At 59.5% G+C, this 14621-nt stretch carries 13 protein-coding genes; all 13 read right to left on the reverse strand.

Features of this window, described 5'->3' with window-relative positions; translation table 11 throughout:
* Positions 1-28 precede the first annotated feature (28 nt).
* A complete protein-coding gene (gene asnS / locus ACLBWT_RS03655) occupies positions 29-1327 on the reverse strand; it encodes an asparagine--tRNA ligase (protein ID WP_447661728.1) in 1299 nt (432 codons plus the stop codon).
* Positions 1324-2547 carry an acetate/propionate family kinase gene (locus ACLBWT_RS03660; RefSeq protein WP_447661729.1) on the reverse strand — a complete coding sequence of 408 codons (1224 nt, stop codon included), beginning with the start codon at positions 2545-2547 and terminating at the stop codon, positions 1324-1326. Before ACLBWT_RS03660 ends, asnS begins: the two co-directional genes overlap by 4 nt.
* Entirely contained in the window at positions 2544-3416 is an 873-nt protein-coding gene (locus ACLBWT_RS03665; RefSeq protein ID WP_447661730.1) for a 3-hydroxyacyl-CoA dehydrogenase family protein, read from the reverse strand. Before ACLBWT_RS03665 ends, ACLBWT_RS03660 begins: the two co-directional genes overlap by 4 nt.
* Before the next feature lie 219 nt (positions 3417-3635).
* Complete coding sequence (locus ACLBWT_RS03670; RefSeq protein WP_447661731.1) at positions 3636-5135, reverse strand: AAA family ATPase; 1500 nt, start codon at positions 5133-5135, stop codon at positions 3636-3638.
* Positions 5128-5664, reverse strand: coding sequence for a hypothetical protein (locus ACLBWT_RS03675; protein ID WP_447661732.1), 537 nt, complete (start codon positions 5662-5664; stop codon positions 5128-5130). The genes ACLBWT_RS03670 and ACLBWT_RS03675 overlap by 8 nt, the downstream gene beginning before the upstream one ends.
* Before the next feature lie 155 nt (positions 5665-5819).
* The gene (locus ACLBWT_RS03680; protein WP_447661733.1) at positions 5820-6341 is read right to left on the reverse strand and encodes a cell wall elongation regulator TseB-like domain-containing protein; all 522 of its coding nucleotides are present in this window, start codon (positions 6339-6341) and stop codon (positions 5820-5822) included.
* Positions 6341-7639, reverse strand: a complete 1299-nt coding sequence (locus ACLBWT_RS03685) for an amidohydrolase (protein WP_447661734.1) — start codon at positions 7637-7639, stop codon at positions 6341-6343. Before ACLBWT_RS03685 ends, ACLBWT_RS03680 begins: the two co-directional genes overlap by 1 nt.
* Positions 7620-8279, reverse strand: a complete 660-nt coding sequence (locus ACLBWT_RS03690; RefSeq protein ID WP_076356330.1) for a redox-sensing transcriptional repressor Rex — start codon at positions 8277-8279, stop codon at positions 7620-7622. The genes ACLBWT_RS03685 and ACLBWT_RS03690 overlap by 20 nt, the downstream gene beginning before the upstream one ends.
* Positions 8276-11140, reverse strand: coding sequence for an ATP-dependent DNA helicase DinG (gene dinG / locus ACLBWT_RS03695; protein WP_447661735.1), 2865 nt, complete (start codon positions 11138-11140; stop codon positions 8276-8278). Before dinG ends, ACLBWT_RS03690 begins: the two co-directional genes overlap by 4 nt.
* A gap of 18 nt (positions 11141-11158) precedes the next feature.
* Positions 11159-11998: a hypothetical protein gene (locus ACLBWT_RS03700; RefSeq protein ID WP_447661736.1), complete on the reverse strand. Its 840-nt coding sequence runs from the start codon at positions 11996-11998 to the stop codon at positions 11159-11161.
* A gap of 144 nt (positions 11999-12142) precedes the next feature.
* Positions 12143-12526: an aspartate 1-decarboxylase gene (panD, locus tag ACLBWT_RS03705; protein ID WP_076356336.1), complete on the reverse strand. Its 384-nt coding sequence runs from the start codon at positions 12524-12526 to the stop codon at positions 12143-12145.
* Positions 12527-12542: 16 nt separating this feature from the next.
* Complete coding sequence (panC, locus tag ACLBWT_RS03710; RefSeq protein WP_447661737.1) at positions 12543-13436, reverse strand: pantoate--beta-alanine ligase; 894 nt, start codon at positions 13434-13436, stop codon at positions 12543-12545.
* Complete coding sequence (gene panB, locus ACLBWT_RS03715; protein WP_447661738.1) at positions 13433-14287, reverse strand: 3-methyl-2-oxobutanoate hydroxymethyltransferase; 855 nt, start codon at positions 14285-14287, stop codon at positions 13433-13435. The genes panC and panB overlap by 4 nt, the downstream gene beginning before the upstream one ends.
* Positions 14288-14621 lie beyond the last annotated feature (334 nt).

A 14621-nucleotide genomic window follows, 5' to 3' on the forward strand; every position in this document is an offset into this window, starting at 1 on the left:
TCCGGCGGCGATGGCGAACATTGCTGTCTTACGGATACAGACGGTACAGCGTGCGCGGGAATGCGATCGTCTCGCGCACATGCTCGAGGCCGCAGATCCAGGCGACGGTGCGCTCCAGACCGAGGCCGAAGCCGGAATGCGGCACGGTGCCGTACTTGCGCAGGTCCATGTACCACTGATAAGCGTCCAGGGGAAGGTTATGCTCCTCGAAGCGCTGCGCCATCAGCTCCGGATCGTCGATCCGCTGCGAGCCGCCAATGATCTCGCCGTAGCCTTCCGGCGCGATCATGTCCGCGCACAGCACGACTTCCGGACGGTTCGGATCCGGCTTCATGTAGAACGACTTGATGGAAGCCGGGTAATGGGTGATGAATACCGGACGGTCGTACTCTTGAGCGATGGCGGTCTCGTGCGGAGCGCCGAAGTCTTCGCCCCAAGGCACTTCGAAGCCGTTTTTGTTCAGGAAGTCGATCGCCTCGTCATACGTGATTCGCGGGAACGGAGCCTGGATCGCCTCCAGCTTGGAGATGTCGCGTCCAAGCGTCTCGAGCTCCGGACGGCAATTTTTGACGACGCTCTGCACGACATGGCTGACGAAAGCTTCCTGGATGCGGAGGCTCTGCTCCAGATCGACGAACGCCATTTCCGGCTCGATCATCCAGAACTCGATCAGATGGCGGCGGGTTTTGGATTTCTCCGCACGGAACGTAGGGCCGAAGCTGTATACTTTGCCGAGAGCCATCGCGGCAGCTTCCATGTACAGCTGTCCGCTTTGGGTCAGATAGGCGTCCTCGTCGAAGTATTTCGTATGGAACAGGTTGGTCGTTCCCTCTGCGGAAGTCGGCGTGAGGATCGGAGGATCGACCTGGGTGAAGCCGTTCGTATCGAAATACTCGTTCACGGCGCGCTTGATCTCCGCGCGGATCGTCAGAATCGCGCGCTGCTTCGGCGCACGCAGCCACAGATGGCGATGATCCATCAGGAAGTCGACGCCATGCTCCTTGGGCGTGATCGGATATTCCTGGGTAGCCTGGATGATCTCGATGCCGTCCACGAGCAGCTCGTAGCCGGAAGCGCTGCGCGGCTCTTCCTTGACCGTGCCGGACACATACAGCGAGCTTTCCTGAGTCAGCTTGCCCGCCGCTTCCCACGTTTCCTCGGAGACTTCGTTCTTGGCGACTACGCCTTGGATATAACCGCTTCCGTCGCGAAGCTGGAGGAAGGCGATCTTGCCGCTGGAGCGTTTGCCATGCACCCAGGCTCCAATCGTGACGCGCTCGCCCGTATGGGCGGATACTTGCTTGATGGTTACGAGATTTTCAATCATGCTTCGGTTTCTCCCTTCGATTGCTGCGCGGCCAGCTTGAACGTATCGCGGGCGATCAGCAGCTCTTCGTTCGTCGGCACGACCATCACCTTCACGCGGGATTCCGGCGTGGAGATGATCCGGGCTTCCTTGCTGCGCTGGGCGTTGAGCTCGCGGTCGAGCTCGATGCCGAGGAACGTCAGCCCCTCGCATACCCGCTCCCGCAGGACGACGGAATTTTCCCCGACTCCGGCGGTGAACAGAAGCACGTCGATGCCGTTCATGGCGGCCGCGTAAGCGCCGATGTATTTGCGTACGCGGTAAGTATACATTTCAAAAGCGAGACGGGCATTCTTGTCGCCGTTCGACATCGCTTCCGTAATCTCCCTCATGTCGCTGCTGAGGCCGGATATGGCCAGCAGCCCGCTGTGCTTGTTCAGCATGGAGTTGACTTCCGTCAGCGTGAGGTCTTCCTTGTTCATCGTGTAAGGCACGATCGCCGGATCGAGATCGCCGCTGCGAGTGCCCATCATGAGCCCTTCGAGCGGAGTCATGCCCATGCTCGTGTCGAACGACTTGCCGTTCAGGATCGCTGTCGCGCTCGCGCCGTTGCCGATATGGCAGCTGACGAGCTTCAGCTCCTCCAGCGGACGGCCGAGCACTTCCGCCGCGCGCTCGCTTACATAGGCATGGCTCGTCCCGTGGAAGCCGTAACGGCGTATGCCGTGGCGGCGGTAGAGCACCATCGGAACCGGGTACAGGTACGATTCCTGCGGCATCGTCTGATGGAAGGCCGTATCGAACACGACGACCTGCGGAACGCCCGGCAGCACCGCTTCGACGGCGAGGATGCCCATCATATGCGCCGGATTGTGCAGCGGCGCAAGATCGAACAGCTTGCGGATCTCCAGCTTCGTCTCGCTCGTCACGATAGCGGATTCCTTGAACGACTCCCCTCCATGCACGACCCGATGGCCGACCGCATGGATCTCCGATACGGAGCCGAGCACTCCATGCTCCGGATGGACGAGCATGTCCATGACGCGCTTGATCGCGCTCGTATGCTCCAGAATCTCGTCGACGATGCGCACTTCCGGCTTGTCGGCAGGCTCATGCGTCAGAATCGCGGTATCCATGCCGATCCGCTCCACGCGGCCGCTGGCTAGAACGGATTCGTCCTTCATGTCGTAGAGCTGGTATTTCAGCGAGGAGCTGCCGGCATTGATGACGAGAATGTTCATACGCGGTCACCGTCCTTGTCGTAGCTGAAAAACCCAGTCCCGCTCTTGACGCCGAGCTGGCCGGCGCGCACCATTTTCTTGAGGATGAAGGACGGCCGGTATTTCAGCTCTCCGTATTCCCGGAACATGGACGAGAGCGCGGCATGGACAGAATCCAGCCCGAACCGGTCGGCCATCTCGAACGGACCGTGCTGGAACGAATAGCCGATGCGCATCGCGCTGTCGATGTCCTCCGCGGAAGCCGTGCCTTCCTCCAGAATGTGCAGCGCTTCGTTGATGAAGAGGCAGATGAGGCGCGTCGTGACGAATCCCGGGGATTCGAACACCATGACGCCTTTCTTCTCGATCACCTGCTCCACGAAATCCTTCGTGCCCTTGAACGTCTCGTCCGAAGTGCGGAGTCCGCGCACGATCTCCACGAGATCCACCTTGAATACCGGATAAACGAAATGCATGCCGATTACCCGCTCCGGATGCGCGGTGACGCTGGCCAGCTCCGTCAGCGACAGCGTCGACGTGTTGCTTGCCAGAATGACCGATGGCGGACAAGCCTTGTCGACGGCGCGGAACACTTCCTTCTTCGCGTCGAGGTCTTCGGTGATCGTCTCGATGATGAGCTCGCATTGGGACAGGTCTTCGATCGCCGACACGCCATGGATCCGTCCCAGGATCAGCTTCTTCTCCGCTTGGGTCAGCGCCCATTTCTCGATCTGCTTGTCGAGGCTGACTCCGATATTGTCCAGGCCGGACTTCAGCCTTTCATCCGACAGTTCCAGCAGATAGACGTCCAACCCTTTGTATGAAAGCATCTCGGCGATGCTCTGTCCCATCGTGCCGGCGCCGATCACTCCGATCTTTCTGTAATTCACAGTATGGTCTCTCCTATTCCCTGTATCTATAAAGTACCCTTTATTATAACGTTCCGACGGCTGCCGACACAACTTGACACCGTTCTTTTCCGCTATAAAAATCCGGGCTGTTCCAGCTCCATTCAACCATTCGTTCCCATATTGCCGCCGAATCGATGCAAATGAAAAAAGAGACGGCATACTCCGTCTCTTTTTTGAATGCCTGCCCGCCGCTCCCGCTTACGCGCTGAGGCTCTCCTCGGATGCGATGAGCTTGCGGAACTGCTCGCCGCCGAGCGTCTCGCGGTCGATCAGGATGTTCAGGCAATGCGTGAACAGCTGCCGTCTTGCGGCCAGCATTTCCTTGACCCGGCTCATGAGGCCGTCCAGAACGCTGCCGGATATTTGGGCCCAGCGGTCCGGCGTCATCATCCTGTCCTCAATGATGCCCACTTCGGTCAAGCCGCATTCCACCATCGTCCGGACAATATTGAGCGACTGCTCGAAGTCGTTGCGGGAGCCGGTGCTGCGGCCGCCGTAGAACATCTCCTCCGCGGCCGCGCCGGCAAGAGCGATCATGATCTGGGCTTCCAGATAGTCCTTCGTGTACAGATAATGGTCGTCGCTCGGGTTGTGGCGCACGTAGCCGAGCGCTCCGCCGCGCGGCGCGAGCGCGACCTGGGATACGCTGCCCGGACGAAGCAGCTCCGCCGCGATCGCATGGCCGAGCTCGTGGATCGCCACCCGCTCCCGCTCTTCCTTGGTGGACTCGCGGTCTGTCTTCTCGCCCATCATGACCTTGTCGATCGCCATCGTCAAATGATGCTGCTCGACAAGCGCCAATCCTTCGCGCATCGCATAGATCGCGCCTTCGTTCAGGACGCTTTCGAGCTGGGCGCCGGAAAATCCAAACGACTCCTCGGCGATTTTTTCCATATTTACTTCGTCATGAAGTGGTTTGTTTTTGGAATGGATGTTTAAGATATGAAGACGGCCCTTCTTGTCCGGGAGATCGACGCCGATATGGCGGTCGAACCGTCCTGGGCGCAGCAGCGCCGAATCCAGCATCTCCTTGCGGTTCGTCGCCGCGATGAGGAGGATGCGGGGCGCCTCGTTCGTATGGATGCCGTCCATCTCCGTCAGCAGCTGGTTGAGCGTCTGGTCATACTCCCGATGCGAGCCGCCGTCGCGCTTGCCTCCGATGACATCGATCTCGTCGATGAAGATGACCGCATTCTTCTTGCCTTCCTTGCCGGCCTTCTTGCGGGCTTCCTTGAACAGATCGCGTATCCGGCCCGCTCCGACGCCGACATACATCTCCACGAATTCGCTGCCCGATGCGGCCAGATAGACGGAATCCGTATAATGGGCGGCCGCCTTGGCCATCAGCGTCTTGCCTGTTCCGGGAGGACCGGTAAGCAGGATGCCCTTCATCGGGCGGATGCCGAGCTTGCTGATCTCCTCATGCTTGACCAGAAAGTCGAGCGCCTCGACCAGCTCCCCTTTGGCACGATCCTGTCCTCCGATATCGTCGAAGGAGAACGGCGTCGAGCCTTTCACACGAGCCTCTCTGCGGCCTCCGGCCGCTGCCAGTTGTCCTTTGGACTTGAGCGCGAACAGCAGCACGCCCGCGAGCGCAAGCGCAAGCAGAAGAGGAATGATATTCACGCCCCGGAACAACAGAAACGCAAACAGCGAGACCAGAACTCCCCCGCCTATCTCGATGCTGTACTTAGGCATTCGTCCAAACCCCCATTCGCTCGCCGGCTCTAGGCAGAATTACATATTTCGTATCGGTGCCGAGCTCCAGCGTCACATATACGTTGCTGTCATCGATCGAGGTGGCAGTCTTGAGGCCCGGCGTCGTGCGTTCGATTTCCTTCAATGCATCCGGTATTTCGGAATAGCGGCGGTTCTCCATCGCTTCGGCGACTGTGAACAGCTGGCTTGTCCAGATGGAGTCCAGCTTGGGCTGCGAGCTCTGATCGACCGTAATGACGAGCTTGCGTCCTTCAAGCCATTTGGCGCTGCGATCGGCAATCTGGTCATGAATGCCCCGCAGATCTGCTCCGGCGCCCAGCTTCAGGCGTACGGTCAACGAGTCTTTGGAAAGGGTCGGGACGGCAGAGACGACACCCGGCAGCGAATCCACTGCAGATTGCAGCGGACGCTCCACGACGGCCTGGTCATAGGCATACCAGCCGCCGAAAAACAAGGCTGCGGAAATGGCGATCGTGGTCAAAAAAGGCACAAGCCTTACTTTGATCAAAACAAAAGCCCCCTTTATGAAAATCGAAGCGACGGCACTGAAGCCATCCTCTTCGTCTACTTTGCTTCATGCGTATACGGATTAGTATATCACATTTGCTATACGAAGAGTATATCACATCGATATTCATAGAGGAGGCGGTAATCGTTACAACTTTAGGAAGCTTTTTTTGTCGTCAGCGAGTACGTGGTGATATAGTCGCCGTTCTGATAACGATAGAAATCATAGTAATAGCGGGTTTGCCCCTGCTTGCGGGTATAGAACACTTCCCATGCCGGCTGTCCGCCGATCATGCCTGCCCGGACATGATGGATGTCGGCGTCCGGAACGCGCTGCTTGAAGATGCTGCGGATATCGCCTTCCTTGCGGCTTGACGCCATGTCCAGCAGAAGCGGCTCCCCTTTTTCGGGAAGCCAGGCGATTACTTCCTGTCCCTCGGCATTTTTGCCGCGGACGACCCATACCGGCGCATCCCATACGTATTTCTCTGCCGAGGAGGTTTCCTTGAGTCCTGCCTTCTGCTGGGCGAGCTTCTCGGCCTGCAGCTGCGCAGCCCATATCGGACGCTGGAAGCTCCGGTACTCGGCATGCAGACACACGAGCAGCAGTACAACAAGCGCGGAGATCCACAGCGTCCAGCCGCGCCTGCTCATGAGGCCGCGCCGCCGGCGCGCCATCAGTTCCCCGTCAGCCTGCCGTAGCAGGCCTGGGCTTCATGCTTGATCCGCTCTTCGTCAAGCAGCGTGCTGACGCCGTTCTTGACGACTTGGATGCCGTCCACCCATACGTGGACGACATCGCGGCCGGAGCCGCTGTAGGCAAGATGGGAGACCAGATCGGACTGAGGATAGAAATGCGGCTGATCCGTGTCGATCGCGATGAAATCAGCCTTCATCCCTGCTTGCAGCGCGCCGAGCCGCGGCTGGCGGATCGTAGCGGCTCCGCCGAGAGTAGCCAGCTTCAGCGCTTCGGCCGCCGGCACGACAGTCGGATTGCCGGATACTCCCTTGTGGATCAGAGCCGCAAGCCGGATCTCGTCGAACAGGTCGAGGTTGTTGTTGCTGGCTGCGCTGTCGGTGCCGAGCGATACGGTGACGCCGGCCCGGAGCAGATCCGGAACGCGGGCGACGCCGCTGGCAAGCTTGAGGTTGCTGGCAGGGTTATGCGACACGGCCGCGCCTCTGGCGGCAAGCAGCTCGATCTCCGCATCGGTGAGATGGACGGCATGGGCGACAAATGCAGGACGAGAGAAGAAGCCGAGCTTGTCCAGATGCTCGACAGGCCGCAGGCCGTACTCGCGGACGTTCTGCTCCACTTCGGCTGCCGTCTCCGACATATGCGTGTGCATCGGAAGATCGAGATCATGCGCGGCCTGAACGAATTTTTCGATGAACGCGGGCGGACAAGTGTACGGAGCATGCGGGCTCATCATGGTCATGATGCGGCCATCCGCCTGGCCGTTCCAATCCTTGGCGAACCGGACCGCTTCATCCAGCTTCTGGAGCTGCACGTCTTCCGGGCACAGCCCGATGGCTCCGCGCATCAGAACGCCTCTCATGCCGGACTGCTCGACGACTTTGGCGACTTCATCCATCCGGTCGTACATGTCGACGAACGTCGTCGTACCCGACTTGAGCATTTCCAGCACGGCCAGCGAGGTTCCCCACCGGACGTCCTCGTCCCGGAACTTCGCTTCCATCGGCCACATGTAATCCTGCAGCCATGTCTGCAGCGCCTCGTCGTCGGAATAACCGCGAAGCAGCGACATCGCCGCATGGCCGTGCGTGTTGATCAGCCCCGGCATGAACGCGAGGCGGCTGCCGTCGATCTTGACTCCGATCCCGTCGGCATCGGCCGGGCGTTCTTCCCCTATGTAGGCGATCAGCCCGTCCTCGACGACCATATGTCCCTTCAGTACGGGACTTCTTTCGTCCATTGTGACGAAGGTCCCGTTTTCAATCCACCATTTGCTCATGTTCGGTTCCTTCCTTATCCATGTAATAGGCGAGGCTCAGCAGCTGGGTCGTAAAATCGGCATAATGGATCCGGACCTTCTCCGGAGCCTTGAGCACGACCGGGGCAAAATTGAGGATCCCCTTGACGCCGGCCGCGATGAACCGGTCCGCGACGTTCTGAGCCTCCGCTGCCGGCACCGTAATGATGCCGATCTGAATATCCTGTTCCTGCACGGCCTGCTGCAGCCGCTCGATCGGCTGCACCTCGAGCGAGTTGATCCGGGTGCCGATCTTGGCCGGATTGGCATCGAACACCGCGGTGATTTTCATATTGTCCTTCAAATAAGTGCTGTAGTTGCATAAGGCATGCCCCAGATTGCCGGCCCCTACGAGCGCGACAAGCATCACTTGATCCAGCTTGAGGATGCCTCTGATCTTCTCGATCAGGTAGTTGACGTCATACCCGACGCCCTTGCGTCCGAATTCCCCGAAATAGGCCAGGTCCTTGCGGATCTGAGCCGGATTGAGCTCGAGCTTGAGGCCCAGCTCCTGCGAGCTGACGGTCTGCACGTCGCGCACATGAAGCTCGCCCAGCACTTGCAAATAAACGGGGAGCCGGCGGACGACCGCCTCCGATATCGCTTTTCCCTGCTTGCTCATTGCCGGACCGCCTCCTTGGAGTCTTCGGACAGCCATTCCCTCATTCTCGGAACGAACTGATCCGCATGCATATGTTCAATTTTAGGTCCAGGCAGCGAATAAAGGAAGTGTTTTCCATAAAACGTCTCGATGACTCTCGTATCGTAAATAAGGACGATCCCTTTGTCCCGGGAAGTTCGAATCAGCCGTCCGAACCCTTGCTTGAAGCGGATGACCGCCTGCGGCACGGACAGCTTCATGAACGGATTCTGTCCGGATTCCTGAAGCATCTCCGCCTTCGCTTCTTGAAGCGGATGGTTCGGCGGCTGGAACGGCAGGCGGACGATGGCCAGGCAGATGAGCGCGTCGCCGGGAATGTCGACCCCTTCCCAGAAGCTGCTCGTTCCGAGCAGCACGGATTCGGGCTGCTGCCGGAAGCGGCGGGTAAGCTTGCTGCGGTTGCTGCTGTCGAGCCCTTGCCCAAGCACTTGAATGCCGGAGCCCTGGAGGGCTTCCTTCAGCGGATCGTACACCTGCTTCAGCATCCGGTAGCTTGTAAACAGAACGAGCATCCGCCCTCCGGTTTCGCGGGCCGCTTCCGACAAGGAGGCGACTAGGGCGCTGAGGTAGGCCGGATCGGCCGCGGCTCCCTTGACCGCCGGGAAGTTCCGCGGAATCATGACGAGCGCCTGGGAGCGGTAATGGAACGGCGAGGGCAGAAGCACGGTGCGCGAGCGGCGCTCGTCCGCCATATTCAGTCCCAGCTGCTCGGCGGCGTATTGGAACGACTTCTGCACGCTCAGCGTAGCGGACGTGATGACGACGCTCTTCTTGCTGTCGAAGAAATATTCCCGGATCTGCCCGCTGACATCCGCCGGTACGGTGTTGAGCTGGATGCTCTTCGTCCGCGCGGAAGGATTGGACTCGATCCAGTACACCATCTCCGGCTTGTCCGCCCGCACGAACAAGCGCAGCTCGTCCCGGATGCGTCCGGCATCCTTGACCGCTCCGGCCAGATCCGTCAGCATGCCTTGCAGCACCGTATCGTCCAGCTTGTCCTTCATGTCCGAGAGCATCTTGTCAAGAACCTTGATCGTCCGGTTCATTTCCTTGAAGTAGATGCCTTCCTCGTTCTGGATCGGCTCCCACTGGCTCGGCAGGCTGCCCGGCTTGAGGCGAAGGACGCTCTGCCCCGTCTCGGTCTGGCCTCCTCCGGAAGAGGCGGATGCCAGCGACTGGAGCTGCTCGAATACCGTCTCCCAGCTGTCCTTGAGCGAGCCGAAGCGCGGGATGATCTCGTCCAGCTGCTCCGTCCATTTGGGCACTTCGTCTTCGCTCTCCCCCTGGATGTGGGAGCGGAGCTGCGGCAGCAGGCCGCTGCGCGAATCCTTGGCAAGCCGGTTCGCCAGGTTCAAGAACGAGTAGAAGCTCAGCTGCTGTCCCAGATGCTTGCCGGCCACTTCCTCCACCTGATGCCCCTCGTCGATGACGAGATACTCATAAGACGGAAGAAGGCGGTGATCGGCTCTAATATCGGTAAATAAAAGCGAATGGTTCGTAATGATGACGTCGGCGAGATTCGCTTCCTGCTTGGCCCGGTGATAGAAGCAGCGCTTAAACCACGGGCATGCCCGGTTCAAGCAGGAATCGGCGTCGCTCGATACGGTATTCCAGAATTCCCCTCCGCGATTGCCGAAGTTGATCTCTTCCTGGTCTCCCGTCTCCGTCTCGCCCAGCCAGACGATCATCTGGGACGCCGTCTGCCGCTCCTCGGCCGTTGCGGCGAAGTCGAGCGACTGGATTTTGGTTTCGAACTTGCGGAGGCAGATATAGTTGCCTCTCCCCTTGAACACGCTGGCGCGGAAGTCGAAAGGAAGCACCTGCTTGAGCAGCGGCAAATCCCTCTGCCTGAGCTGCTCCTGCAGATTGATCGTATGGGTGCTGACGACAATCTTCCGTTCGTTCTTGACGCCGAAGTAAAGGGAAGGGATCAAGTAGCCGAGCGATTTGCCCGTGCCTGTCCCGGCTTCAATCAGCAGATGCCGGTTGTTCTCGAAGGCGTCGTTCACCTCGCGGAACATCGTCTGCTGGGCTTCGCGCTCCTCATAGTCCGGGAACAAGGCGGTGAAGCCTTCCCGCACCTGCTCCAGATAGTCCTCGAAGCCGACGCCTTCAAGCGGCTTGTCGTTTCCTTCGTTGCGAGGCGGCTCCTCTTCCGTCCACTCTCCAGCCTTCATGGCGAACTGGCGGAAATATCGGTGGCTGTCGGTATCTAGAGCGGTGGACGCTTCCCGTAGAGCCAGCTCCTCGCGCAGCATCCACCCGAGATCGTTGTCGGCGCTCAGCATCACGAACCGCTGGAGCGTCAGCAGCGGCAGGCCGCGCAGCTTCTTCACGCATTCGGCGAACAGGATCGCCGTCGCCATCGCGTCGCTGTCCGCGCGATGATGCTGATCGTGGCGGATGCCGAACTGCTCGGAGACAGCCCCGAGCTGATAGGAGCTCAGGGAAGGATAGAGCATGCGGAGAAGTTCGACGGTATCGAGCTTTCTGCCGTCGAACGGCGAATAGCCTGCCCTGTCGAGAGCCATATTAAGGAAACCGGCATCGAAGGATACATTATGGCCGATCAGCACGGCATCCTGAAGCAGCGGAATCATCTCCAGCAGAAGATCGTCGGGCTCGGGCGCATCCGCCACCATGGCGTCGTCAATGCCGGTAAGCTGGGTGATGAAGGCTGGGATCGGTCCGCTAGGGCGCACAAAGGAGTTCAGTGTCTGGAAGACATTGAACTCCTCGTCCATCAGCACAAGGCCGACTTGTATGATTTCATCCTCGTTGCTTGTTCCGGTCGTTTCTAAATCCAATACGGCATAGATCATTCGAAGCAAAACTTCCTCTCACAGGCAAGTCAGCTCCGCACTCCCGAAATAAAGGGATAATGGCCCGGGAGTCTGCCGGCATGACTTGAGATTGGTTATTGGATCCTCAAAGGCCGGATCGATTTTGTGCGCCTGGCGGAACAGCATCTCCGCATGGTCCATGTTGAGGCGCACCGCCTGTATGCAGCCGAGCGCATTGAATCCGATCGCCTGCCAGCGGGGGTGGTCCGTAAGGCTGACCAGCAGCTTGAAATGAAGCTCGGCATCGCTCCATTGCTGCAGATGCATCAGCGTCATGGCCAAATACATGCGGGCCAGATCGCATTCAGGCGAGCATTCCACTGCTTTCTGGAAATGCCGGGCCGCCTGCGGAAACATGAAGAGCTTGAAGTATCCTTGGCCCTTGGCGATCCTCTCCACATTGTCGCCCGACACATCCATGGCGAACGAGCCTTGCTGAGGCTTGGCCGCCATGTCCGCACCGCTGCCGATCGCCGGACCGCCAGGAGCTTCCTTCGTAGCCGCGGTGACCATGCCGGCGCCTGCGATCCGGCTGTCTGAAGCTCCGACAGCGGCGGCAGAAGCGGATTGCCCGCCTCCGGCGGCTGCGCTGTCAGGCAATGGGAAGGATGAGCCGGCCGTTATGCCGGCCGATGCCGCCGCTGCCGGGAATTCCTCGCGGAAATCCGCCAGCTTCTCTTCCAGGCGAAGCCATTCTTCAATAAACTGGTCGCTGATTCCTCGAAGCTGAGCCAGCTGCTCCAGCATTTCTTTGCGTTCTTCGGAGCTGCAATGCGGGTAACGCAGCATGATGTCGTCCAGCATATCGTTCATAACGGCAAACAGCTGTTGAAACATCCCGGACACCCGCCTTCCACAGGGAATAAAGGCTATGCAAATGAAAGCAATGACCGGTCAAGCTCTCTCCGGTACCCTCATTCTGTGTTTTGGCGCCCTTTTGTATACCCTGCGGAACAGTTCCCTCAGACGTAAGGATAAGGATTAAATAATGACGGCATGAACTTCTTCATCCATAACCTGGACCGGCTGGTTGTGGTCGTCCAGAATGACTACCTTCGGCTTGTAGGCGCGGGCTTCCTCTTCGGACATGGCCGCATAGGAGATAATGATGACCTTGTCGCCGGGCTGCACGAGACGGGCTGCCGCTCCGTTCAGGCAGATGACGCCCGAATGCCGCGGACCTGGAATGATATACGTCTCCAGCCGGGCCCCGTTGTTGTTGTTGACGATCTGGACTTTCTCGTTCGCCCAGAGATCGGCCTTTTCCATCAGAGCTTCATCTATAGTGATGCTTCCTACATAGTTCAGGTTCGCTTCCGTCACCGTCGCGCGGTGCAGCTTGGATTTCATCATAGTCCGGAACATAAGTCCTGACCTCCTGTCAGTGGAGTATAGCGTTGTCGATCAGCCTCGTCGAGCCGAACTTCACCGCAAGCGCGAGCAGCATCGGCTGTCCGAAGTCCGCCAGCTTGCCGCCGGGAAGCAGGGCCTCCAATGAAGGATAGCTTCTCAGCTCCGCATAGTCAATGGCGGCAAGCGGCGCTTCGGCGATGGCCGACCTCACCCGCGCTTCCAGATCGCCGGCCGTCATGCCGGGCTCCTTGGCCCAGTCCGCAGCGGCGCGCAGCGTCCGGGAAAGCACGAGCGCCTGCTGGCGCTGCTCCGGCGTCAGGTAGACATTGCGCGAGCTCAGCGCCAATCCATCCTGTTCTCTGACCGTCGGGCAAGGAACGATCTCCACGTCGAAGTTCAGATCGTCGACCATCTGCTGCACGACCGCCACCTGCTGAGCGTCCTTCAGCCCGAAGTAGGCTTTCTGAGGCTTCACCAGATTGAGCAGCTTGCTTACAACCGTGCCGACCCCGTCGAAATGGCCGGGGCGGGAAGCGCCGCAAAGAGCTTCGGTCACTTCGGAGACCAGCACTCTCGTCAGCGGCTTGCGCGGATACATCTCCTCGACGTTCGGCATGAAGACGATATCGGCGCCTTGCTGGCGCGCGAGGCGCAGATCGCGTTCCTCGTCGCGCGGATAGCGGTCGAGATCCTCGTTCGGCCCGAACTGCAGCGGATTGACGAAGATGCTCAGAACCGTCAAGCCGTTTTCCGCCGCGGAGCGGCGGATCAGGCTGCCGTGCCCGTCATGGAGATAGCCCATCGTCGGCACGAGGCCGACCTGGAGCTGCGGCATGGCCGTCCGGCGCGCGGACAGCTCCTCCCGAAGAGAAGCAATCGTCCTCAGCACGAGAGGGCTCGTTTTGACAGCCGTTGCGCTCATTTCCGCTCGCCTCCGTACAGAGCGCCGACCGGCGCGGCAGCGGCAGCTCCGAAAGTATGCTCGGCCGCAGGGAAGCTGCGGCCCTTGACTTCGCTCACATACTGGCCGAGCGCCTCGCGGATCGTCGATCCGACATCGGCGTAGGTTTTCACGAATTTCTTCGCGCGGTATGGAGATGCGTACTGGATCAGGTCGTGGTAGACGAGCACTTGCCCGTCGCAGCCGGGACCGGCTCCGATTCCGATCGTGGGAATCGTGAGCTTGCCGGAGATGGCCGTCGCGATCGGTTCCTTGACGAGCTCAAGGACAACCGCGTAGGCCCCTGCCTGCTGCAGAGCGAGCGCGTCGGCTTCGAGGCGCGCAGCCTCTGCTTCCAGCTTGCCTTGGATCTTGTATCCGCCCAGCTGGTGCACGGACTGAGGCGTCAGGCCGATATGGCCGATGACGGGAATGCCGGCCTGCACGCAAGCGGCGACATGCTCCGCGATTTCCTCGCCGCCCTCGATCTTGACGGAATGGGCGTGGCCTTCCTGCATGAGGCGTCCTGCCCCCCGGAGAGTCTCCTCCCGGCTGATGCGCGCCGTCATGAACGGCATGTCGACGATGCGGAATGTGTTCTGTGCTCCGCGCGCAACCGACCGCGCGTGATATATCATATCGTCCAGCGTCACCGGTACGGTCGTGTCGTAGCCGAGCACGACATTGCCGAGCGAATCGCCGACGAGAATGGTGTCGATTCCCGCTTCTTCTGCCAGTCTGGCCGACGGGTAATCGTATGCCGTCACCATCGTGATCGGCTCTCCCTCTGCCTTCATTTTTTGCAGTTTCGTAATCGTTAGCGCTTGTTTCATTTCGCGTTGTTCCCCTTTCGGTACCCATCCAGGTTAGTGTGAACACAAAAAAACCTTTTAGCCGCCGCTAAAAGATCCAGCCCGAAAAAGGATGTCAAAAACGCCTGCGGGCTTTCCTCTTGTCTCGGTCCTGAAGCGGCTCAGAGCAAAAGTAAACGCACTGCTGGTCTTGCAACATTCCTTCTGTAAAATGGCAGATGTGCTGCCTTCTGCCCGGCTGTGCCAGTGCGGTTCGGATCTTGTCGATACCGCCCGGTCATCACCAGTATAACAGATCGCCCCAGCTCCGTAAATGAAGCCAAAAGCCGGCCCTTTAGTGTCCAGGACCGGCTTG

It is taken from the genome of Paenibacillus sp. D51F, from assembly GCF_053345695.1.

Coding starts and splice junctions, on each gene's coding strand:
- asnS (WP_447661728.1), bottom strand. CDS start 1,327: ATGATTGAAAATCTCGTAACCATCAAGCAAGTATCCGCCCATACGGGC.
- ACLBWT_RS03660 (WP_447661729.1), bottom strand. CDS start 2,547: ATGAACATTCTCGTCATCAATGCCGGCAGCTCCTCGCTGAAATACCAG.
- ACLBWT_RS03670 (WP_447661731.1), bottom strand. CDS start 5,135: ATGCCTAAGTACAGCATCGAGATAGGCGGGGGAGTTCTGGTCTCGCTG.
- ACLBWT_RS03680 (WP_447661733.1), bottom strand. CDS start 6,341: ATGGCGCGCCGGCGGCGCGGCCTCATGAGCAGGCGCGGCTGGACGCTG.
- ACLBWT_RS03685 (WP_447661734.1), bottom strand. CDS start 7,639: ATGAGCAAATGGTGGATTGAAAACGGGACCTTCGTCACAATGGACGAA.
- ACLBWT_RS03690 (WP_076356330.1), bottom strand. CDS start 8,279: ATGAGCAAGCAGGGAAAAGCGATATCGGAGGCGGTCGTCCGCCGGCTC.
- dinG (WP_447661735.1), bottom strand. CDS start 11,140: ATGATCTATGCCGTATTGGATTTAGAAACGACCGGAACAAGCAACGAG.
- ACLBWT_RS03700 (WP_447661736.1), bottom strand. CDS start 11,998: ATGTTTCAACAGCTGTTTGCCGTTATGAACGATATGCTGGACGACATC.
- panD (WP_076356336.1), bottom strand. CDS start 12,526: ATGTTCCGGACTATGATGAAATCCAAGCTGCACCGCGCGACGGTGACG.
- panC (WP_447661737.1), bottom strand. CDS start 13,436: ATGAGCGCAACGGCTGTCAAAACGAGCCCTCTCGTGCTGAGGACGATT.
- panB (WP_447661738.1), bottom strand. CDS start 14,287: ATGAAACAAGCGCTAACGATTACGAAACTGCAAAAAATGAAGGCAGAG.